Genomic DNA, 20845 nt, shown 5'->3' on the forward strand with positions numbered 1-20845 from the left:
GTGGCCATGGACATCAATCTGTTTCGGCAAATCATCACCGTCGCAGGCCTGGTCTGCTTCGTCGCCATCGCCCTGTGGGCCTATGGTCGACCAGCGGCCGGCCGCTTCGATGAAGCCGCCATGCAGCCGATCAATGACGACGACCTGCCGCACGAGCAGGCCGGGAGTAAATAATGAGTGATTTTATTAGCCAATTCTGGGGCTATTGGGTAGCCGGCATCGTCTTCCTGTCGCTGCTCTGGCTCACCTATCTGCTCAAGTCGCAGAGCGTGGTCAAGCTGCCCAAGGGCCAACAGGCCGATGTGACCGGGCACAAGTGGGACGGTGACCTGGAGGAGTACAACAACCCGCTGCCGTTCTGGTGGATGGGCATGTTCTACATCACGATCGTGTTCGCCGTGGTTTACCTGATCCTGTATCCCGGCATCACTATCTTCCCGGGTGTGAAGGCCTGGAGCTCGGTCGGCCAGTACCAGCAGGAATCGGCCGCCAAGGAAGCGGCGATCAAGCCCTTGTACGACAAGTACCTGAAGGTCGACATCCCGACCCTGGCCAAGAACGACGAGGCACACAAGTCCGGTCAGAGCCTGTTCCTGACCTACTGCATGCAGTGTCACGGTTCGGCTGCCCGCGGTGCCACGGGCTTCCCGAATCTGACGGATAACGACTGGTTGTACGGCGGCAAGCCAGAGAACATCCTGGAAACGCTGAACAATGGTCGTGCGGGCCAGATGCCTGCCTTCGGCGCCGCCTTCGGCGAAGAGAAGGTCAAGGACGTGGCCAACTATGTGCTAAAGCTGGCTAGCCGCAATTACGATGCGGTGCGCGCTGGTCGTGGTGAGGCAACGTTTGCCCAGGTCTGCGTGGCTTGCCACCAGGCCGATGGCAAGGGTAGCCAGGCGATTGGCGCCCCCAACCTGACCGACAAGGTCTGGTTGTACGGTGGTAGCGAGCGCAGCATCGTGGAAACCATTACCAACGGCCGCAAGAATCGCATGCCGGCCTGGAAGGAAGCACTGGGCGACGGCAAGGTACATTTGTTGGCTGCCTATGTGTACGGTCTGTCCGAGCGCGAACAGACTGCTGCCAAGTAAGACCTCGAATCGCCATGCCCCTGGGCATGGCGGTTTTCCCTGCGACGCAAGGTCGCAGCGTGAATGCTCCGTCATTCGCTAATATTGCTTCGATAGACGGCTTCCCAAAGCTCAGCAGCTTTTGAAAACCGTTTCCGGAACGCTTCCCATGTCCCAGTCCTTCAAGAACATCCCCATCAAGGTGGTTCAGGCGCAGCCTGAAGAGTCCGACATCGAGTATGAAGATCGGGTGCTGTATGCCAAGGCCAAGAAGGTCTACCCGCGCTGGGTGACCGGGCGCTTCACCCAGTGGCGTTGGTTCTGGCTAGTGGCTACCCAGCTGTTCTTCTACGGTATGCCCTGGCTGAACTGGGGTGAGCGGCAGATGCTGTTGTTCGATCTGGTCAGCCGTAAGTTCTATATCTTCGGCTTCATCTTCCTGCCGCAGGACTTCATCTATCTGACTGCGCTGCTGCTGATGAGCGCCTTTGGCCTGTTCGTCTGGACCTCGATAGGTGGGCGGCTCTGGTGCGGTTATTCCTGCCCGCAAACCGTTTACACCGAGATCTTCCTGTGGGTGGAAAAGTGGGTGGAAGGCGACCGCATGGCGCGCATGAAGCTCGACAACGGTCCGATGAATTTCCGTCGCCTGCGCATCAAATACACCAAGCACGCGATCTGGATCCTGATCGCCGCCTGGACCGGTTTCACCTTCGTCGGTTACTTCACCCCGATTCGCGAACTCGGTGCTGAGGTGCTGGCGTGGAATACCGGCCCGTGGGAAACCTTCTGGATCCTGTTCTATGGCTTTGCCACCTATGGCAATGCCGGCTGGATGCGCGAGCAGGTATGCAAATACATGTGCCCGTATGCGCGCTTCCAGAGCGCGATGTTTGACCCGGATACGCTGATCATCAGCTACGACGCCGAGCGTGGTGAGCCGCGCGGTAGCCGCAAGAAGGGTGAGGACTATAAGGCGGAAGGCAAGGGTGACTGCATAGACTGCAAGCTGTGCGTGCAGGTCTGCCCGGTGGGTATCGATATCCGTGACGGCCTGCAGTATGAATGCATTGCCTGCGGCGCCTGTATCGATGCCTGCGACAGCATCATGGACAAGATGAACTACCCGCGCGGCCTGGTGCGTTACACCACCGAGAACGCGCTGGCGCATAAATACCCCGAGTCCGAGATTGCCAACCATGTGCTGCGTCCGCGCGTGATCCTGTATAGCGCTGTCCTGCTGGTGGTGGCAGTCTCGGTAGTGGCCTCCTTGCTGCTCAAGTCGCCGGTCAAGGTCAACATCATGCGCGACCGTAATGCGCTGGTACGCGAGACCGACGAGGGCTTGCTGGAAAACAGCTATCGCCTGCAGATTCAGAATACCGATGAGACCGGACATCGCTTTATCATCCGCGCCGACGGCCTGCCTGATCTGAAGGTGTTGACCGACCAGGGTGATATCGTCGAGGTGCCAGCCAATGGCTCGGCCCAGGTCGGTGTGCGGGTGCAAGTCGAGCCGCAGTTCGTCTCGCGTGGTTCGAAGAAGATCTACTTCGAAGTGCAGGCCGCAGATGACCTGACCCTCAAGGTGCGCGAGAAATCCAGTTTCATCGGCCAGTAAAGGCCAGCCGGGCATGCATACGCATGCCTGGTGTTTTTCCTTCAGAGTTGCTACCCCATGACCGAATCCAGTCGCTGGTACCGCCAGCCCGTTGCTTGGCTATTTCTGATCCTGCTCAGCGTGACCGTCCTTGCCTGCATCGGGCTGATTATCCTCGCCATCAAGAGTGACGATGGCCTAGTGGCTGATGATTACTACAAGCGCGGCAATGAGATCGGCATGGAGATCGGTCGCGACAAGCAGGCCGCCGCGCTCGGCCTGTCCGCCCAGTTGTTCGTGGCCGACGATGGCTTGAGCGTGCGGGCGCTGCTACTGCCCCTGCCAGCCAGCCCGCAAGCTGTTGTGCTGCGTTTGGCCCATCCGACCCGTGCTGGCTTGGATGTGGTGCTGACCCTGCAACCAGAGGCTGGCGGCATGCTGGTGGCCAAACTTGAGCAGCCGCTGCATAAACAGCGCTGGTTGGTACAGCTGGAAGCGGCCAGTGTTGGGTCGCAAGCCAGCCCATGGCGCCTGCGTCACGAGGCCGAGCTCGGCCCGGGTGCCACCCTGGCTCTGAAGGCACAGCCCTCGCCCGCGGGCTGATCCAAGTGGGCTAAGGGGCGGCTTCCTGTCTGCCCGATCAGCCTGTTGGGGATAGTGATTCGAGTGCGCGGCTTAGCGCAGCGCGTTCTTTCGCAGCGCACAATAGTCGAGTAAAATGCTCGGCCTTTCTCGACGCTTCCCAGAGCCCCCGATGTTCGCGCGCTTACGTGAAAACATTGCCGTTGTCTTCGACCGTGATCCGGCCGCCCGCTCGACTTGGGAAGTGCTCACCTGTTATCCCGGCCTGCACGCGCTGACCTTTCACCAACTGGCGAATGCCTGCTGGCGCAATGGCTTCAAATGGCTGGGCCGCTTTACCTCTCACCTCAGCCGTTTCTTCACCGGCATCGAGATCCACCCAGGCGCCACCATTGGCCGCCGTGTGTTCATTGACCACGGCATGGGCATCGTGATCGGCGAGACCGCCGTGATTGGTGACGACTGCACGCTCTACCACGGCGTGACCCTGGGCGGCACCAGCTGGAACAAGGGCAAGCGCCATCCGACGCTGGAAGCCGGCGTGATCATCGGTGCTGGCGCCAAGGTGCTCGGGCCGATCACCTTGCACGCCGGCGCCAAGGTCGGCTCGAATGCCGTGGTGGTCAAGGATGTGCCGGCCAATGCCACCGCGGTCGGCATCCCGGCCCGTATCGTGGCCGATGATCTGGCCCAGGCGCGCGAAGCCAAGGCGGAGAAAATGGGCTTCTCGGCCTATGCCATTTCCAGTCAGATGAATGACCCGGTGGTACAGGCCATCCATGGCCTGGTTGACCATAGTGCGAACATCGATGCGCGCATCGAACAGATACTGAAACAGCTCGAGCAATTGGGCGTGGACTGCGCGGAAGAGCGCGCCACCGCGGATAAGTTCGACCCCAATTATCTGAATCGAATTGTTGACTAAAACAGTAGGATAAAATCTTGACCAAAACAGTCGGGTATTTTATCCTCGAGGCAATCCTTCAGCAGGTGCGCATATGCGTTTGACCACCAAAGGCCGTTTTGCCGTTACCGCCATGCTTGACCTGGCCCTGCGCGAGCAGAAAGGCCCGGTTACCTTGGCCGGCATCTCCGAGCGCCAGCAGATCTCGCTGTCCTATCTTGAGCAGTTGTTCGGCAAATTGCGCCGCAACAATCTCGTCGACAGCGTGCGCGGTCCGGGTGGCGGCTACTGTCTAGCGCGCCCGGTGGCCGATATCTCGGTGGCCGACATCATCACCGCCGTGGACGAGCCGCTGGATGCCACCCAGTGTGGCGGCAAGGAAAACTGTCTGGAAGACAATAAGCGCTGCATGACGCATGACTTGTGGTCTGACCTCAACCGCACCATCTATGCCTATCTGGCTTCGGTCAGCCTGGCCGAGCTGATCGAGAAACAGCGCAGCAAATGCCCGAGCAATCAGGCAAGCAATGAATGCAGTGTGCTGCACGACAAGCGCAAGAGTACGCAGGAACAACAGGCTGTCGCCTGAACCATTGATCTAGAGGCCCCAAGGCCCGCCTTCCGACTGGGCGTTGATGTACCGCATGGAGCGTAGTAAATGAAACTGCCGATTTACCTCGACTATTCCGCCACCACCCCGGTGGATCCGCGTGTTGCCGAACAGATGATTCCCTGGTTGACCGAGCAGTTCGGTAACCCGGCCAGTCGCTCGCACCCATTTGGTTGGGCCGCGGAAGAGGCGGTTGAGAATGCACGTGAAGAAGTGGCCAAACTGGTCAACTGCGATGCGAAGGAAATCGTCTGGACTTCGGGCGCCACGGAATCCAATAACCTGGCCATCAAGGGTGCCGCGCATTTCTACCAGGACAAGGGTAAGCACCTGATCACCATGAAGACCGAGCACAAGGCCGTGCTCGATACCATGCGTGAACTGGAGCGCGAAGGTTTCGAGGTCACTTATCTGAGTCCGTTGGAAAACGGTCTGCTCGATCTGGAACTGCTCAAGGCCAGCCTGCGTGATGACACCATCCTGGTCTCCATCATGGCGGTCAATAACGAGATCGGTGTGATCCAGCCTATCGCCCAGATCGGCGAGCTGCTGCGTGAGCGCGGCATCCTGTTCCATGTCGACGCTGCCCAGGCCACCGGCAAGATCGCCATCGACCTGGCTAGCCTGAAGGTCGATCTGATGAGCTTCTCGGCCCACAAGACCTATGGTCCGAAGGGCGTCGGCGCGCTGTATGTGCGCCGCAAGCCGCGCGTGCGCCTGGAAGCGCAGATGCACGGTGGCGGTCATGAGCGCGGCATGCGCTCGGGCACCCTGGCCACCCACCAGATCGTCGGCATGGGCGCCGCGTTCAAGATCGCACGCGAAGAGATGGCCAGCGAGCTTGAACGCATCCGCATGCTGCGCGACCGGCTGTGGCAGGGCGTGTCGAATATGGAAGAGGTCTATCTGAACGGCGATATGGACCAGCGCGTGCCGCATAACCTCAATATCAGCTTCAACTATGTCGAGGGCGAGTCGCTGATCATGGCGCTGAAGGACCTGGCTGTGTCGTCGGGCTCTGCCTGTACTTCGGCCTCGCTGGAACCCAGCTATGTGCTGCGCGCACTCGGACGCAATGATGAGCTCGCCCACAGCTCGATTCGCTTCACCATTGGCCGCTTCACCACCGTGGAAGACATCGATTACGCGATCAAGCTGATCCACGACAAGATCGGCAAGCTGCGCGAACTGTCGCCGCTGTGGGATATGTTCAAGGAAGGTATCGATCTGAACACCGTGCAATGGGCGGCCCACTGATTTTGTGAGGTGTGAGGCGTAAGGGGTGAGGTGTCCCCAGTCTCACATTTCGGTGGTGGAATCTGGCGGTGATGGCGGGTTGAAGGTTTCACACCTCGCGCCTCACCCCTCACAGGAGCAAAGCAATATGGCATACAGCGACAAGGTCATCGACCACTACGAAAATCCCCGTAACGTCGGTTCGTTCGAAAAGGGCGACGACTCAGTGGGCACCGGCATGGTGGGCGCCCCGGCCTGCGGCGATGTGATGAAGCTGCAGATCAAGGTCAGCGATACCGGCGTGATCGAGGACGCCAAGTTCAAGACCTATGGCTGCGGTTCGGCGATTGCATCGAGCTCGCTGATCACCGAATGGGTGAAGGGCAAGACCCTGGACGAGGCGATGGCGATCAAAAACACCCAGATCGCCGAAGAACTGGCCCTGCCGCCAGTCAAGATCCACTGCTCGATTCTGGCCGAAGATGCCATCAAGGCAGCGGTGGCCGATTACAAGGCCAAGCACGAGGGCTGATCATGGCACTGACGCTTTCTGAAAAAGCCGCCAAGCACGTCGCGAACTACATTGCCAAGCGCGGCAAGGGTGTGGGCGTGCGTCTGGCCGTACGTACCTCGGGTTGTTCGGGCATGGCTTACAAGCTGGAGTTCGTCGATCAGGAATCGGCTGACGACCTGGCTTTCGAAAGCTTCGGGGTAAAGATCTTCACCGATGCCAAGAGCCTGCCCTATCTGGACGGCACCGAGCTCGACTTCGTCAAGGAGGGTTTGAACGAAGGCTTCAAGTTCAATAATCCGAACGTGAAGGACGAGTGCGGTTGCGGCGAAAGCTTCAATACCTGAGCACGCCGCTTATCGCCATTGCGGGCGAGCCGCAAAACTGCGCCGCCTTTGCGCGGCGTTGCTTTTTGCTTCCCGGCGCCTGAGGTTTTCCTACCATGGCTTTTGATTTCTCCCTCGACCATTTCGCGCTGTTTGCCCTGCCGCGCCGTTTTGCTTTGGATAAGGGCGGGCTGGAAGCGGCTTATCGCGACTTGCAGGTCCTCTACCACCCAGACCGCGCTGCCGCGCTGGCCGATGCGGACAAGCGCTTGGCCATGCAGGCGGCCACGCGGGTGAACGAGGCTTTTCAGGTGCTGAAGTCGCCGCTGGGCCGTGCGCGCTACCTGCTGCAGCTGGCTGGGGTGGATACCCAGGAAGAGACCAATACCAGCATGCCGGTCGATTTCCTGATGCAACAGATGGCATGGCGCGAGCAGGTCGCTGAGACCCGTGCGGCCGGCGATGTCAGCGCGCTGGAGGCGCTGGCCCAGACGCTGCAAGGCGAAACCCGCCAGCTTGAGTTGGCGCTGGCCGACTGCCTGGACGTGCAAAAGGACCATGCTGGCGGGGCCCTGCTGGTGCGCAAGCTGCGTTTCCTCGAGAAGCTCGAACAGGAAATCGGCGATGCAATTGAGGTGTTGCTGGATTAAACACGCCCGGGCTGCTGCCAGCCTTGGCGATTCCGATGATGTTGTAGACGCGAAGGATGCCTGCCATGGATACCAGTCAGCACGATTTTGCCGGCCTGTTCGCCCAGCTGGGCCTGCCGAATGAACCTGCGGCCATGCGCGCCTTCGTGGCGGCGCATGCTTTACCGGCCGGTCTGGCCCTGGCTGAAGCGCCATTCTGGAGTCCGGCCCAGTCGGCTTTTCTGGCCGAGGCGCTGGCCGACGATGGTGACTGGGCGGAAGTAATCGACGCCCTGGCCTTGTTGTTAAGTAAATAGGCGGCTTGACTGCCGTTTCGATGCCAGCCATGGCGGCCCATGCCGCTGCTGTACCCGCTTGAGAAAGACAGAACGCGATATGGCCCTATTTCAGATTGCCGAGCCTGGCGAAGCACCCGCACCGCACCAGCATAAGCTGGCGGTGGGTATCGACCTCGGTACCACCAATTCGCTGGTGGCCACCGTGCGCAGCGGTTCTGCCGCCGTGTTGCCCGATGAGCGTGGCCGCAATCTGCTGCCCTCGGTCGTCCATTACGCGGCCGATGGTCAGGTCACGGTTGGTCATCGCGCCCAGGCGCGTCAGACCGAGGACCCGCGCAATACCATCGTGTCGGTTAAGCGTTTCATGGGGCGCGGGGTCAAGGATCTGCCTGATTCGGCCGCCACGCCTTACCGCTTTGTCGACGCGCCTGGCATGCTCAAGCTGAAGACCGTGGCCGGAGAGAAAAGCCCGGTCGAGGTCTCGGCCGATATTCTGCGCACGCTCAAGCAGCGCGCCGAAGCGAGCCTGGGCGGTGAGCTGATCGGTGCGGTGATTACGGTGCCCGCCTATTTTGACGATGCCCAACGCCAGGCGACCAAGGATGCCGCAACCCTGGCCGGCCTGAATGTGCTGCGCCTTTTGAACGAGCCGACCGCGGCGGCCGTGGCCTATGGGCTGGATAACGGCGCCGAGGGCATCTATGTCGTGTATGACCTGGGCGGCGGCACCTTCGATGTGTCGATACTCAAGCTCAGCCGCGGCGTGTTCGAGGTGCTGGCGACCTCGGGCGACTCGGCCCTGGGCGGTGACGATTTCGATCAGCGCATCTATTGCTGGATCGTCGAGCAGGCCGGCCTGAGCCTGCTTGGCGACCATGACACGCGTCTGCTGCTGACCCGCGCGCGCGAGGCTAAGGAGACGCTGTCCGAGCACGACAGCACACGCATCACCGCCAAGCTGCAGGCTGGCACGGTCATCGACCTGGAGCTGAATGTCGAGACCTTCGAGGCGATTACCCACACCCTGGTACAGAAGACCATTAACCCGGTACGCAAGGCCTTGCGCGATGCGCGCCTGGGCGTGCAGGACGTAAAGGGGGTGGTGATGGTGGGCGGCGCCACGCGCATGCCGCATGTGCGCCGTGCAGTGGGTGAATTCTTTGCCTGCGAACCGCTGACTAATCTGGACCCGGACAAGGTGGTGGCGCTGGGCGCCGCCATGCAGGCCAATGCGCTGGCCGGCAATAAGAGCGAGGATGAGTGGCTGTTGCTGGATGTGATCCCGCTCTCGCTGGGCCTGGAAACCATGGGCGGCCTGGCTGAGAAGGTGATTCCACGCAATAGCACCATCCCGACCGCGCGTGCCCAGGACTTCACTACCTATAAGGATGGTCAGACCGCAATGGCCATCCATGTGGTGCAGGGCGAGCGCGAGCTGGTCGCCGATTGTCGCTCGCTGGCCCGCTTCGAGCTGCGTGGTATTCCGCCCATGGCGGCCGGTGCTGCGCGTATCCGCGTCACCTTTCAGGTGGATGCCGACGGTCTGTTGGCGGTATCAGCGCGCGAGCAGTCGACCGGCATCGAGGCCAGCATCGCGGTCAAGCCATCCTATGGTTTGGCCGATGAGGAGATCGCCCGCATGCTGCAGGACTCGATGGCGCATGCCAGCGAGGATATGCAGGCGCGCAGTCTGGCCGAGGCACGCGTGGAAGGCGAGGGCCTGGCCACAGCAACCGAGCTGGCATTGCTGGCCGATGGCGCCCTGCTGAACGAAGCTGAGCACGCCGCAGTCGCTACGGCCATCCAGGCGCTGCGCGAAGCCATCGCCGGCGCAGACGCCGTGCTGATCCGCGACCGCACCGAGGCGCTCAACCATGCCACCACCGAGTTCGCCGGCCGGCGCATGGACGCCGCAGTCAAACGCGGCCTGACTGGCCAGAAGCTGAGCGCGCTGGGCTGATTGCCCCGCACGCACGAATTTATCCCGAGAGGCAAACATGCCCATCATTACCGTACTGCCCCATGCCCAGCTCTGTCCGAGCGGGGCCAGCTTTGAAGTCGCCAGTGGCGAGACGATCTGCGATGCGCTGCTTGAGCACGATATCGCCATCGAGCATGCTTGCGAGAAGTCCTGTGCCTGTACGACCTGCCATGTGATCGTGCGGCAGGGCTTCAACAGCCTGGCGCCCAGCGAGGAAGAAGAGGACGATCTGCTCGACAAGGCCTGGGGCCTGAGCGCGCAATCGCGCCTGTCCTGCCAGGCCGTGGTGGCCAAGGCCGACCTGACGGTGGAAATTCCCAAGTACACCATCAATCACGCCCGCGAGCATTACGACAAAGACTGGGACGTCTGAGCCGGCATCCCCTGGAGCGCCAAGCATGCAAACCCTGAGCAGCCAGCAACGTGTTGAAGCCGTCCTTGCCGCAGCAGGGATTCCCCTCGATATCCGCACCTTTCCCGACGGTACGCGCACTGCGCTGGAGGCCGCGACCGCCATTGGTTGCAGCGTAGGCGAGATCGCCAAGTCCATTGTGTTGCGCGCGGTGGAGTCGGGGCGGGTCGTGGTCGTGGTGGTTAGCGGGCGCAACCGGGTGGATATGGAAAAGGTGGCTGATCTGCTCGATCAGAGCGTGATTCGCGCCGATGCCGAATTCGTGCGCCGCCATACCGGTTTTGCAATCGGTGGCGTGGCGCCGGTTGGGCATCTGGAAGCCCCCTTGCTACTACTCGACCGTGATCTGCTGCACTACCGCCAGGTCTGGGCCGCGGCCGGTACCAGCGATAGCGTGTTCCGCATCAGCCCGGCCCAACTGCAGCAGTTGCTGGCCTGTCCGGTGGTCGATATCAAACAGGAGTAAACCTCATGAAGTGGACCGATTCGCGCGAGATCGCGATTGCCTTGTACGACAAATTCCCCGAGCTGGACCCGAAGACCATCCGCTTTACCGATCTGATGCAGTGGGTGCTCGACCTTGATGGCTTTGATGACGATCCTGCCCATTGCGGGGAAAAGATTCTGGAAGCCATCCAGCTCAACTGGATGGATGAGGCCGAGTAAGCTTGTCTCGATATGGCCAGATCGACTGCAAAGGGCGCATTGGCGCCCTTTTCGCTTTGGCCCGCCCGCCGGGCGCGGTAGGATTGTCCATCCCCAAAACAAAAAAGGAGACTTGCCCATGCTGATGCATGCCGACAATTGCACCCTGCTGGTGGTGGACGTGCAGGACAAGCTGGTGCCGGCCATTGCCGAAGCCCCGCGCCTGGTAGCCGCCATGAAATGGCTGATCGATGCCGCGCGCATGAATGGCGTGCCGGTCGTGCTCTCGGAGCAATACCCGCAAGGCCTCGGCCATACCCTGCCCCTGCTGCGCAATACGGCGGCCGAGCCCAGCGTGGTGGACAAGACCACTTTCTCCTGTGTGGCGGCCGATTGCCTGAAGGGCACGCCGGCCGAGACGCGCAGCCAGGTGGTGGTATGCGGCATCGAGGCCCATGTCTGTGTGCTGCAGACCGTGTTGGAATTGCGTGCGGCCGGTAAGGAAGTGTTTCTGGTCAGCGACGCGATCGGTTCGCGCAATCGGGATGACAAGGCGGCCGCCCTGGCGCGTGCCGCGGCGGCTGGCGTGCAGATCGTGACGCGCGAGATGGCCCTGTTCGAATGGATGCGCGACAGCCGCGTGCCGCACTTCCGTGAGGCCAGCAAGCAGCTACTGCAGCAGCCGCCGGCACTGAGCTTCCAGGAAGCGCTGTCCTGCCTGCCGCGCATCGATCAGCTTGGTGGCATGCAGCTGTGGCGCGAGGGCAAGCTGGAGGCGATCATCGAGAACCGTCCAGGCCAGGCCGGCTCGCTGGCCGTCTACCATGCGCTGTTCCGTGATTTCGGCGCTATCACCCCCAAGGCCGCGCGCCTTGGCCAGTGGCTGTACGGCGAGCATGCGGAGGATGCGCGCAAGCATCCGGGCAAGCATCCGAATATCGACCGCTTGTTCTCGCTGGAAGTACTGGGCGGCGGCTACGGTGTGCGGCTGATGCCGCACTGAACGGCGCGTTCTTGCCAAGCAAACAGGCCCTTGTAGGGCCTGTTTGTACTTTTGTGCCGGGGCGGAGCATTTATTCAGTTGGCGTTTTGCTGGCGCCCACTATGCTGGGCAGCACGACTGACAGGAGGACAAAATGAAAACGATAGGTGTATTGCTGGCGACACTGGCCCTGAGTGGCTGCGCGGCGATGTCGGAAGCCGAATGCCGTACCGGCGACTGGTATGGGGTAGGCGAGAGCGACGGCCGGGCTGGCCAACCGAGCCGCCTGGGCAGCTATGCCGAGGCCTGCCAGAAGGCTGGTGTACTGCCCGACCCGGCCGAGTATTCACGCGGTCGCGAGCGCGGTCTGCTCAGCTATTGCACACCGGAAAGCGGCTACCGTGCTGGGGTGAGTGGCCAGTCCTACCAGAATGTCTGCATGCCCGAACGCCAGGCGGCCTTCCTGCAGGAATACGAACGCGGGCGGGTGCGTTATGAGTTGCGGCGCGATATCGACGCGCTCGAACAGGATATGTCGCGCTGGTCGCGCGAGATGCAGCGCGTGGATGGCCTGCTGGCCAAGAAGCCGGCCAACGAGGAAGAGCGGCGCAAACTGCTGCGCGAGCGCGATGGCTATGAGCGCGAACGGCGCGATGGCCGCATGCGCTTGCTGATTCTGCAGAGCCGCTACAGCCTGCTGCCGGACTGAGTGCTAGGGGCGCACGCCGAAATACTGGGTATAGATGCGCTCATAGCTACCATTCGCCATGATCTGCGCCAGGCCGGCGTTCAATCTGGCCAGTAACTCGCGGTCTTCCTTGCGCACCGCAAAGCCGTACTGTTCCTTGGCAAAGCGGCTGTCGCCCAGCGTACGCAGCTTGGCGGCCGGGTTGTTGGCCACGTAATGCAGCAGCACACCGCTATCGGCCACCACTGCATCCACGCGTCCGGACTGCAGCGCCAGCATGGCCTGGTCAAGCCGTGTATAGCTGCGCAGGGCCAATTTGGCCGGGCTCAGGATGCGCTTGAGCTCGGACTCGCCAGTGGTGCCGGCCATCACGCCGATGCGCTTGCCATGCAAACCATCCAGATTATTGATACGGCTGTCGCGGCGGATGGCAATTAGCTGGCGGGCCTGGAAATAGGGCGTGGAGAAAGCCATCTCGCGCTGGCGTTCCGCGGTGATGCTAATGGCCGAGGCCAGGATGTCACGCTCGCCGCTCAGCAGGGCTGGAAACAGGTGGGCCCAGGGTGTGTGTTGGAAGCTCAGCTGCAGATTGCTGTGCTTGGCCACCGCACGCAGGATATCGATATCGAAGCCGGCCAGTTCTTTGTCCTGGGTGATCGACTCGAAAGGCGCGTAGTGGGCATTGGTGCCGACCAGATAGAGGCGCACGCTGGGCGGTGTGGGCGTGAGCGGCGCTTCCGCATCGCGGCAGGCCAGCAGCATCAGGCTGAGGGCAAGGCTTGTCATCCAGCCACGGCGGCTGCAAAGCATGGTGTTCTCCGAAACGACAATCCCAGTAATGTCTGGAACAGGCCGAACTGTAGCGATCTCGCGTCGGAAGGGTTGGCTTTGTTGCGCGAATACCTAGCAGCTTGTCAGTGATTTACAACAGATTGTGCAGCGGCTGCTCGCTCAGGGGGTAGCGAGCTGGGCCAGCTCGGCCGAACTGAGCTGGCGCTTGAGCTCCTGCAGGCGTTGCTGGGCACCGCTTTCATGCTCGGCCGCTTTCTCCAGCAGGCGGTAGGCGGCCAGTTTGTCGACGGCCACGCCGCGTCCGGCCAGATAGAGCAGGGCGAGGTTGTATTGACCAGTGGCATTGTTCTGCTCGGCCGCCAGGCGCGAATAACGCACGGCCTCGCTGTCATCGCGACGTACGCCACGGCCGGTCATCAACATAAAGCCCAGATAGGCCTGCGCCTCGGCGTGGTTCTGTTCGGCCGCGCGCCGGTACCAGACCACCGCCTTGGCATTATCGGCCGGTAGGCCCAAGCCCTTGCGATAGCGCAGGCCCAGCTGGGTCTGTGCGGCCGGGTCACCGGCTTCCGCGGCGCTGCGCAGATCGGCCAGGCTCAGGCCCGCCAGGGCAGTCGCGTCGGGCGCCTGTGCCGCAACACTGGCCTCATCCTGGCTGCTGGTTTCGGTGCTGACCGGGCCGGGTGGCACTTCCGCTGGCGTGCTGGGGGGGAGGGCGGCTGGGGCTGGGCTGGCGTGCTGTTCCTTCGAGCTGAGCAAGGCGGTGCCGACCGCGGCGACCAGGATCAGGCCGATGCCGGCACCGAGCAGCTTGCCACGGCTGCTACTGGCGGGTGCCTTGCTATTGGCGCGCTCCCTGGGCTGGGGCGAGAACTCGTCATCCAGACGCATGGTGGGCGCCAGGGCGGCTGGCTGCTGCGGATGCAGCACCGGGCTGGGCTGCATGCAGAACACGCCGCTGGTCTGCGGTGCCTCGCTAATCTGCAAGGCGCGCTGATCGACCTCCAGCGCTTCGAAAGCCTTGATGCAGGCGTCCAGGCTGGTAAAGCCGCCCGATAGCACCGGCTTTTGCATGCGCTTGATCAGGGCCGGCAAGGCCTCCTGGTGCGCGTCCTTGTAATAGTCGATGCGGTGCAGGGAAATCTGCTTGAACCAGTGGCCAAGCGCATACAGATCGGTGCGCCAGTCCAGGGTGTTGATGCTCAACTCTGGGATGAGCACGCTTTCATACTGATGCCGGCCGGCTTCGCTCAGCTCATACCAGCTGGCCTTGCCATGCTCGCCGATCAGCTTGGCATAGGTCTGCCAGTCACGCTGCACAGCCTCGCGCATGGCGGGCGACAGATAGGCGGCATCCGGGCTAGCCAGATCGATGAACAGCGGCTTCTCGATACGCTGCTGCGGATTGCGTGCCACGCCGAAGTCGATCAGCTTCAGGCTATCGAAATCAATCTCGCCCTTGTCGTTCTGGGCCAAGATCATCACATCCGGTCGCAAGCCGCCGTGCACCAGGCCAAAGCGACCGAGGTGGGCCAGTGCGCGCAGGCCGGCCAGGATCAGCCTGACCAGATCGCTCGAGCGCTGGAATGGATGTTCAAGTTCGCCAACCGGTGTGGCCAGCCAGTGGGTAAGCGGATGGCCATCGGCCTCGCTGACCAACATGCGCCGGTCCAGATCCAGCGCCACGAAACGCGCGGCATAGCGGCTATCGCGCTGAAAGCCCTGCATGATGCGTGCCTCGTGGCACAGCCAGTAATCGGCCGCCGGATGCTCGGCCGACAGGCGCTTGCACCAGCGCTCGTTATTGCGCTGGCTGAGGAACTTGTCGAGCTGAACAGGCCGTTCGGCCTGGGCAGGAATATCAGCGTGATCGGTCATGTTGGCGCATCGTGACGCCGGCTCTATCGGCCAGCTTGACGTTGGACTCTGAAAAAAGCCGGGCAGGTCCCGGCTCTCTGGCTTAGCGCTTCGCCGCTTCGGGCAGAACGATATTCACTTCCAGCACATCGTAGTCGTCCTGGCGTTCCAGAGACACCTTGATGTCGTCCTGGCCAACGGCAACATACTTGGAAATCACCGCGATCAGTTCGCGCTGCAGATCCGGCAGATAGTCGGGCCCGCCGCGGCTGCCGGCGCGCTCGTGCGCGAGGATGATCTGCAACCGCTCGCGTGCGACCGAGGCGGACTTTTTCTTGGTGCCCAGCAGGTAATCGAGAAAAGACATGGCTTAGCCCCCGAACAGACGTTTGAGCCAGCCTTGCTTGGGCACTTCCACGAAGCGCATCGGTAGCGCTTCGCCAAGGAAGCGGCCAATCACATCCTTGTAGGCCTCGGCCACATCGCTGCCTTCCAGGTGGATGGCAGGCGTGCCGCTGTTGGATGCCTGCAGTACCGACTCGGACTCGGGAATGATGCCGATCAGGGGGATGCGCAGCAGATGCTGGACATCATCCAGCGACAGCATTTCGCCGGCTTCCACGCGTTTGGGCGAGTAGCGGGTGATAAGCAGATGTGCCTTGATCGAACCGCCTTCCTCGGCCTTCTTCGACTTGGCGTCCAGAATGCCCAGAATGCGGTCGGAATCGCGCACCGAGGATACTTCCGGATTGGTTACCACGATGGCTTCCTCTGCAAAATACAGGGCCAGCAGAGCGCCGGTTTCAATGCCGGCTGGCGAGTCGCAGATGATGTAGTCGAAGCCATCGGCCGCCAGTTCCTGCAGCACTTTCTCCACGCCTTCCTTGGTCAGCGCTTCCTTATCGCGTGTCTGCGAGGCAGGCAGGATGAACAGATTGTCGCAGTGCTTGTCCTTGATCAGTGCTTGGCGCAGCGTGGCCTCGCCCTGGATTACATTGACGAAGTCGTACACCACGCGGCGCTCGCAGCCCATGATCAGGTCCAGATTGCGCAGGCCGACGTCGAAATCGATCACGGCAACCTTCTTGCCGCGCAAGGCTAGGCCGGAGGCGAAGCTGGCGCTGGTGGTGGTCTTGCCTACGCCGCCTTTGCCCGAGGTAACGACAATGATTTTTGCCACGGTGTTTCTTCCTGAGTTTTCTGAATGAGTGTCGCTGCTAGGCAGCGTGGGATTGTCTGTGGGCATCAGTCTAGTGCCATCGCTTCCATGACCAGCTTATTGCCATCCAGGCGCACCTGGGTGGGCTTGCCCTTAATGCTGGCAGGCAGCGCTTCGTCGATGGCGCGGTACACACCGGCCACCGAGAGCAACTCGGCCTCCATGCCATGGGCGAAGATGCGCGCGCTGGTATTGCCACGCGCGCCGGCCAGGGCACGGCCGCGCAGCGGGGCATAGACATGAATATTGCCGTCGGCGATCAGCTCCGCGCCATGGCTGACCAGGGCCAGCACGATCAGATCGCCGCCGCGCGCATAGACCTGCTGTCCGCTACGCACCGGCTTGTCGATGATCAGCGTGCCGCTGGGTGGCGGTGCAGGTTCCGGCGTGACTTCACGCTGGGGCCCGCTTGCTTCGCGCTGGCCGGCCGGCGCATCGGGCAAAAGCACCAGGCCCACGCTGGCCGCGATCTCGCGGCTCAAGGCCTGACCGCCGCGGGCTGCCAGCGCTTGCAGGCCGGCTTTGCGCAGAAAGGCCAGTAGGGCCGATAAATCCAGCGCGGTGGCCTCGGCTGGCCAGTGGCTGAGATCCAGCAGCGCTGCATCGCCGCCGAAGAATTGCTCGCTGGCGCCGAACTTGCGCTGCAAGGCGCTTTCCAGCTCGGCCAGATCGGCCGTTTTGGGAATGAAAGAGATGAGGTTCAGTGCGGCGCTCTTGATCTCGAAGGGCGCGGCGCTGCGAGTCGGGGCCGGTTTAACGGAGGCGGTCATCTAGTGCGCTCTGTGACGGCGTGGGATAAAAAATCAGGTTGGCGGAGTGTACTTGGTTCAGCGCGCAGGCTTCAACAAGACAAGCCTTATGCGTGCAAGCGTGGCGCCCACACGACGCTAGAGTTTGCGCCGTTCTATCAGCGCCTGCGCCAATGTGCTGCTATCGACATGTTCAAGCTCGCCACCTACAGGCAGGCCGCGTGCGATCCGACTGACCTTCACCCCCTGTGCACGCAATAACTCGGCCAGATAGTGGGCCGTGGCCTCACCTTCCACGGTGAAATTGGTGGAGAGAATCACCTCTTCCACCACCCCATCCTGCGCGCGCGTGAGCAGCTTGTCGAAATGGATATCGCCAGGGCCGACACCGTCCAGCGGTGAGAGGCGCCCCATCAGCACGAAGTAGCGGCCCTTGAAGGCCAACGTCTGCTCCATGCGTAGCAGATCGGCCGGCATTTCCACCACGCATAGCAGCTTGTCCTCGCGCGCCGGGTCTGCACAAAGCTCGCACAGCGTGTGCTCGGTAAAGGTATTGCAGCGCGCGCAGTTGCGCAGGCTAGTCAGTGCATTAGCCAGCGCGTGTGCAAGCGCTGAGGCGCCGGGCTGGTCGCGTTGTAGCAGGTGGTAAGCCATGCGTTGGGCAGACTTCGGCCCAACGCCGGGCAAGACACGGAGCGCGTCAATCAGCTGATTGAGCGTGGAAGGTGTGCGCATCAGCTGTAGCGGGCGGCTGGCTTAGAAAGGCAGCTTCATGCCGGCGGGCAGATTCAGGCCAGCTGAGAAGCCAGCCATCTTTTCCTGCGAGGTCTGTTCAGCACGACGCAGCGCATCATTGAAGGCGGCCGCGATCAGGTCTTCCAGCATTTCCTTGTCGTCGTCGATCACGCTCGGGTCGATGCTCACGCGCTTCACGGCGTGGTGACAGTTCATGACGATCTTGACCATGCCGGCTCCGGCCTGACCTTCCACATCGATATTGCCCAGTTCTTCCTGGGCCTTCTTCATGTTTTCCTGCATTTGCTGGGCTTGCTTCATCAGATTGCCCAGGCCGCCTTTATTGAACATAGTTGCTCCTTGTATCGCTGAAGTGGAATGCACAGAGCGCTTAGGCGGGGTCGCCCAGCGCCTGTATGGAATCGGGTTGAATGGTAGCGTCGAATTCGCTGATCAAGGCCTGCACGAACGGATCAGCATTCAGAGCCGCACTGGCATCCGCCAGCCGCGCTGCCCGTTCGCGCTGCTGCTGCGCGGCTGGTGTGGCATCGGCAGCACCGCCCACGCTGACCTTGACCCGCGCTGGCGCGCCGAAATGCTGGCTGAGTGCGTGTTCAAGCCGCTCGCGGTATTCTGGCCCCGCCACCACCCTGAAGGCGTCCGGCACGGCCAGTTCGAAGTGCAGACCGTCGTAACTGCTGAGTTCGGCATGCTGGGCCAGCATGCCGGCCTGGCCACCCAGGCGAATCTGCTTGAGCAGGCCTGCCCAATCACCTTCGAAGTGCGGCGCGGTCGCTTCGGGCTGCTGTATCGCAGCGCCTTCATGTTCATCAGGGCGTGGCGCGGCCTCGGTGGCGGGCTCACTTTCCCACGGCGGTGGCGGTCCGTCCTCAGCTACGCTAACTGGTGCAGGTGCAGGTGCAGGTGCAGGTGCAGGTGCAGGTGCAGGTGCAGGTGCGAGGCTAGGCGCGGGCGCAAGCGGTGTCGCCGGTGCTGGAGGGTTTGCCGGGCTGGCTACAACTGGTGCGGGTGTGTCGCTGGGCTTCGGGGTGCTAGTCGGACTGTGCGCAGCTACAGGCTTCACTGTTACATCGCCGGGCGTGCTGGCGAGGTGGCGGCTTGGCGAGAAGGCCAGCATGCGTAACAGCGTCATGCTCAGGCCGGCAAACTCATCCGGCGCAAGGGCCAGATCGCGGCGCCCGTGCAGGGCAATCTGGTAGAGCAACTGCAGCTGCTCGGCGTTAAAGCGCGGCGCCATCGCTTGCAGATCGGCATATTGCGGATGATCGGGGCTAATGGCGGTTGGCACGCCTTGCAGCAGCGCGAGCTGATGCAGCAAAGATGCGAGCTCCTGTAAAGCTGCATCCGCACCAATGCCGCGCAGAGACAGCTGCTCGGCGGCGGCCATCAACGCTGCGCCATCGCGCCGGGCTAGCTGCTCCAGCAAGTCGAATAGATAGGATTGATCCACCGCGCCGAGCATGGCGCGTACGCCAGCTTCCTCTACCCGGCCTGAGCCGTAGGCGATAGCTTGGTCGAGTAGGGAAAGTGCATCGCGCATACTGCCGGCCGCCGCATGACCAAGCAGAGTGAGGGCGCCCGCTTCAAAAGGCAGTGCTTCCGCTTCCAGCACATGCTGAAGATGGCCGGCAACCTGGGCGGGCAGCATCTGGCGCAGCGAGAACTGCAGACAGCGCGATAGCACCGTGACCGGCACTTTCTGCGGGTCGGTGGTGGCCAGGATGAACTTCACATGACCGGGTGGCTCCTCCAAGGTCTTCAGCATCGCATTGAAGGCGCTCTTGGAGAGCATGTGCACTTCGTCGATGATATAGACCTTGAAGCGCCCCTGAGTGGGCGAGTACTGCGCGTTGTCCAACACCTCGCGGATATTGTCGATGCCGGTATTCGACGCGGCATCGATCTCCAGCAGGTCGACAAAGCGGCCGGCATCGATCTGGCGACAGGCATCGCACTGTCCGCAAGGCGTAGCGGTGATGCCTGTCTCGCAATTCAGCGACTTGGCCAGGATGCGTGCAATCGTTGTCTTGCCCACGCCGCGCGTGCCTGTCAGCAGGTAGGCGTGATGCAGGCGCTGGTTTTCCAGTGCATTGCTGAGCGCCTTGACCACGTGCTCTTGGCCAACCAGAGTCGCGAAAGATTTCGGACGCCACTTTCGGGCGAGAACTTGATAAGTCATGCGGCGATTCTAACAGAACGTGTTTGATCGGCCGGTGGCTGGAGCTGTGTAAGCATGTCTAACCCACCATTTAGTACCGACGCGACTGACCCTAGGCCTATCGAGCCGACACCGCCCGAGTCCAGCGAGTGCTGTAATAGCGGCTGCGATCCATGCGTATTTGACCTGCATAACGAAGAGATGCATCGCTATCGCCGACTGCTCGCAGAGTGGGAGCAACGTCAGCAATCCAAGAGCGGAGGTTCGTCAGCTGGTGTGACTGATATTACTAAACTTATATAGCGAAATATCCCGCGATCGAACTGAGGCACTGCAAAACGCCCCGAAAGGGGCGTTTTGCATGGAGTTGTGGGTGTTTCGCGCTGTTTGATCGTGCCGGTGAGGGCGGCTGGGCGAGGCACTGCGCAGGTTTGCGCGGTGGTGCGTAAAAATCTTTTGGTGCGGTGCCAATTAATAATCAGGCACTTATGTGTTTGGTGGGTGTGTTTGGTGGAATTTGTTGTTTGGAGGTGTTGACGCGATTCGTGTGGCTGCGTATAGTTCGCCTCTCTGCTGCTGACGCAGACAAAAACGAAGCGAAACGAATGAGTCTAGCTGAGTGGGTCTGAAGAAGCAAACGCTCTTTAACAAGATACAACCGATAAGCGTAGGCGCTTGGTTGAGAAGCCAAGGCTTACGCAGATATTGAAATCGTTTCGACGGTTTTGATTTTGCAAGCCAGAAATTGAAGCAAAACAGAGATTGAACTCAAGAGTTTGATCCTGGCTCAGATTGAACGCTGGCGGCATGCTTTACACATGCAAGTCGAACGGGCT

The 20845-nt window shown here is 61.5% G+C and carries 26 protein-coding genes and 1 rRNA gene; 19 read left to right on the forward strand and 8 right to left on the reverse strand.

Going from position 1 to position 20845, the window contains the following annotated elements; translation table 11 throughout:
* The first annotated feature begins 6 nt into the window (after nt 1–6).
* The 17 genes from BT173_RS17370 to BT173_RS17450 all read left to right on the forward strand — a co-directional run bounded on the left by BT173_RS17370 (nt 7) and on the right by BT173_RS17450 (nt 12499).
* A complete protein-coding gene (locus BT173_RS17370) occupies nt 7–174 on the forward strand; it encodes a cbb3-type cytochrome oxidase subunit 3 (RefSeq protein ID WP_072429937.1) in 168 nt (55 codons plus the stop codon).
* Complete coding sequence (ccoP, locus tag BT173_RS17375) at nt 174–1094, forward strand: cytochrome-c oxidase, cbb3-type subunit III (protein WP_072429938.1); 921 nt, start codon at nt 174–176, stop codon at nt 1092–1094. The genes BT173_RS17370 and ccoP overlap by 1 nt, the downstream gene beginning before the upstream one ends.
* Before the next feature lie 148 nt (nt 1095–1242).
* Nucleotides 1243–2694 (forward strand): cytochrome c oxidase accessory protein CcoG, encoded by a 1452-nt coding sequence (gene ccoG / locus BT173_RS17380; RefSeq protein ID WP_072429939.1) that lies wholly within the window; start codon nt 1243–1245, stop codon nt 2692–2694.
* A gap of 57 nt (nt 2695–2751) precedes the next feature.
* Nucleotides 2752–3276: a FixH family protein gene (locus BT173_RS17385; RefSeq protein ID WP_072429940.1), complete on the forward strand. Its 525-nt coding sequence runs from the start codon at nt 2752–2754 to the stop codon at nt 3274–3276.
* Nucleotides 3277–3427: 151 nt separating this feature from the next.
* The gene (gene cysE / locus BT173_RS17390; RefSeq protein ID WP_072429941.1) at nt 3428–4180 is read left to right on the forward strand and encodes a serine O-acetyltransferase; all 753 of its coding nucleotides are present in this window, start codon (nt 3428–3430) and stop codon (nt 4178–4180) included.
* A 73-nt stretch (nt 4181–4253) separates the two neighbouring features.
* Complete coding sequence (gene iscR / locus BT173_RS17395; RefSeq protein ID WP_072429942.1) at nt 4254–4748, forward strand: Fe-S cluster assembly transcriptional regulator IscR; 495 nt, start codon at nt 4254–4256, stop codon at nt 4746–4748.
* A gap of 69 nt (nt 4749–4817) precedes the next feature.
* Nucleotides 4818–6026, forward strand: a complete 1209-nt coding sequence (locus BT173_RS17400; protein WP_072429943.1) for an IscS subfamily cysteine desulfurase — start codon at nt 4818–4820, stop codon at nt 6024–6026.
* A 127-nt stretch (nt 6027–6153) separates the two neighbouring features.
* A complete protein-coding gene (gene iscU, locus BT173_RS17405) occupies nt 6154–6537 on the forward strand; it encodes a Fe-S cluster assembly scaffold IscU (protein WP_072429944.1) in 384 nt (127 codons plus the stop codon).
* Between the two features lie 2 nt (nt 6538–6539).
* Nucleotides 6540–6863 carry an iron-sulfur cluster assembly protein IscA gene (iscA, locus tag BT173_RS17410; protein ID WP_072429945.1) on the forward strand — a complete coding sequence of 108 codons (324 nt, stop codon included), beginning with the start codon at nt 6540–6542 and terminating at the stop codon, nt 6861–6863.
* 95 nt (nt 6864–6958) lie between these two features.
* The gene (hscB, locus tag BT173_RS17415; RefSeq protein WP_072429946.1) at nt 6959–7492 is read left to right on the forward strand and encodes a Fe-S protein assembly co-chaperone HscB; all 534 of its coding nucleotides are present in this window, start codon (nt 6959–6961) and stop codon (nt 7490–7492) included.
* Nucleotides 7493–7557: 65 nt separating this feature from the next.
* Complete coding sequence (locus tag BT173_RS17420; protein ID WP_072429947.1) at nt 7558–7788, forward strand: DUF2789 domain-containing protein; 231 nt, start codon at nt 7558–7560, stop codon at nt 7786–7788.
* 79 nt (nt 7789–7867) lie between these two features.
* Nucleotides 7868–9730: a Fe-S protein assembly chaperone HscA gene (gene hscA / locus BT173_RS17425; RefSeq protein ID WP_072429948.1), complete on the forward strand. Its 1863-nt coding sequence runs from the start codon at nt 7868–7870 to the stop codon at nt 9728–9730.
* A 37-nt stretch (nt 9731–9767) separates the two neighbouring features.
* Nucleotides 9768–10124, forward strand: a complete 357-nt coding sequence (gene fdx, locus BT173_RS17430) for an ISC system 2Fe-2S type ferredoxin (RefSeq protein WP_072429949.1) — start codon at nt 9768–9770, stop codon at nt 10122–10124.
* A gap of 25 nt (nt 10125–10149) precedes the next feature.
* Complete coding sequence (locus BT173_RS17435; protein ID WP_072429950.1) at nt 10150–10629, forward strand: YbaK/EbsC family protein; 480 nt, start codon at nt 10150–10152, stop codon at nt 10627–10629.
* Between the two features lie 5 nt (nt 10630–10634).
* Nucleotides 10635–10829: a Fe-S cluster assembly protein IscX gene (gene iscX, locus BT173_RS17440; protein WP_072429951.1), complete on the forward strand. Its 195-nt coding sequence runs from the start codon at nt 10635–10637 to the stop codon at nt 10827–10829.
* Nucleotides 10830–10947: 118 nt separating this feature from the next.
* Nucleotides 10948–11811: an isochorismatase family protein gene (locus BT173_RS19770; RefSeq protein ID WP_072429952.1), complete on the forward strand. Its 864-nt coding sequence runs from the start codon at nt 10948–10950 to the stop codon at nt 11809–11811.
* Nucleotides 11812–11944: 133 nt separating this feature from the next.
* Nucleotides 11945–12499, forward strand: a complete 555-nt coding sequence (locus BT173_RS17450) for a DUF2799 domain-containing protein (protein ID WP_072429953.1) — start codon at nt 11945–11947, stop codon at nt 12497–12499.
* Nucleotides 12500–12502: 3 nt separating this feature from the next.
* Here the strand turns inward: BT173_RS17450 and BT173_RS17455 are convergent, their stop codons facing one another.
* The 8 genes from BT173_RS17455 to dnaX form a co-directional block, all read right to left on the reverse strand.
* Nucleotides 12503–13264 (reverse strand): basic amino acid ABC transporter substrate-binding protein, encoded by a 762-nt coding sequence (locus tag BT173_RS17455; protein WP_175545633.1) that lies wholly within the window; start codon nt 13262–13264, stop codon nt 12503–12505.
* 165 nt (nt 13265–13429) lie between these two features.
* Complete coding sequence (locus BT173_RS17460; RefSeq protein ID WP_072429955.1) at nt 13430–15148, reverse strand: SEL1-like repeat protein; 1719 nt, start codon at nt 15146–15148, stop codon at nt 13430–13432.
* A gap of 82 nt (nt 15149–15230) precedes the next feature.
* Nucleotides 15231–15494 carry a cell division topological specificity factor MinE gene (minE, locus tag BT173_RS17465; RefSeq protein ID WP_072429956.1) on the reverse strand — a complete coding sequence of 88 codons (264 nt, stop codon included), beginning with the start codon at nt 15492–15494 and terminating at the stop codon, nt 15231–15233.
* A 3-nt stretch (nt 15495–15497) separates the two neighbouring features.
* Nucleotides 15498–16307 (reverse strand): septum site-determining protein MinD, encoded by an 810-nt coding sequence (minD, locus tag BT173_RS17470; protein ID WP_072429957.1) that lies wholly within the window; start codon nt 16305–16307, stop codon nt 15498–15500.
* A gap of 65 nt (nt 16308–16372) precedes the next feature.
* Nucleotides 16373–17116, reverse strand: a complete 744-nt coding sequence (gene minC / locus BT173_RS17475; RefSeq protein WP_072429958.1) for a septum site-determining protein MinC — start codon at nt 17114–17116, stop codon at nt 16373–16375.
* A gap of 117 nt (nt 17117–17233) precedes the next feature.
* On the reverse strand, nt 17234–17830 hold the full coding sequence (gene recR / locus BT173_RS17480; protein WP_072429959.1) for a recombination mediator RecR: 597 nt from the start codon (nt 17828–17830) through the stop codon (nt 17234–17236).
* Nucleotides 17831–17851: 21 nt separating this feature from the next.
* Nucleotides 17852–18181 (reverse strand): YbaB/EbfC family nucleoid-associated protein, encoded by a 330-nt coding sequence (locus BT173_RS17485; protein ID WP_072429960.1) that lies wholly within the window; start codon nt 18179–18181, stop codon nt 17852–17854.
* Nucleotides 18182–18221: 40 nt separating this feature from the next.
* Nucleotides 18222–20030 (reverse strand): DNA polymerase III subunit gamma/tau, encoded by a 1809-nt coding sequence (gene dnaX / locus BT173_RS17490; RefSeq protein WP_072429961.1) that lies wholly within the window; start codon nt 20028–20030, stop codon nt 18222–18224.
* 54 nt (nt 20031–20084) lie between these two features.
* On the opposite strand from dnaX, the gene BT173_RS17495 reads away from it, so the two are divergent.
* Nucleotides 20085–20312 carry an oxidoreductase-like domain-containing protein gene (locus tag BT173_RS17495; protein WP_072429962.1) on the forward strand — a complete coding sequence of 76 codons (228 nt, stop codon included), beginning with the start codon at nt 20085–20087 and terminating at the stop codon, nt 20310–20312.
* A 461-nt stretch (nt 20313–20773) separates the two neighbouring features.
* Nucleotides 20774–20845: ribosomal RNA gene (locus tag BT173_RS17500) — 16S ribosomal RNA — on the forward strand; the annotation flags it as partial.

The organism is Chitinimonas taiwanensis DSM 18899 (assembly GCF_900119825.1).
Taxonomy (GTDB): Bacteria; Pseudomonadota; Gammaproteobacteria; order Burkholderiales; family Chitinimonadaceae; genus Chitinimonas; species Chitinimonas taiwanensis.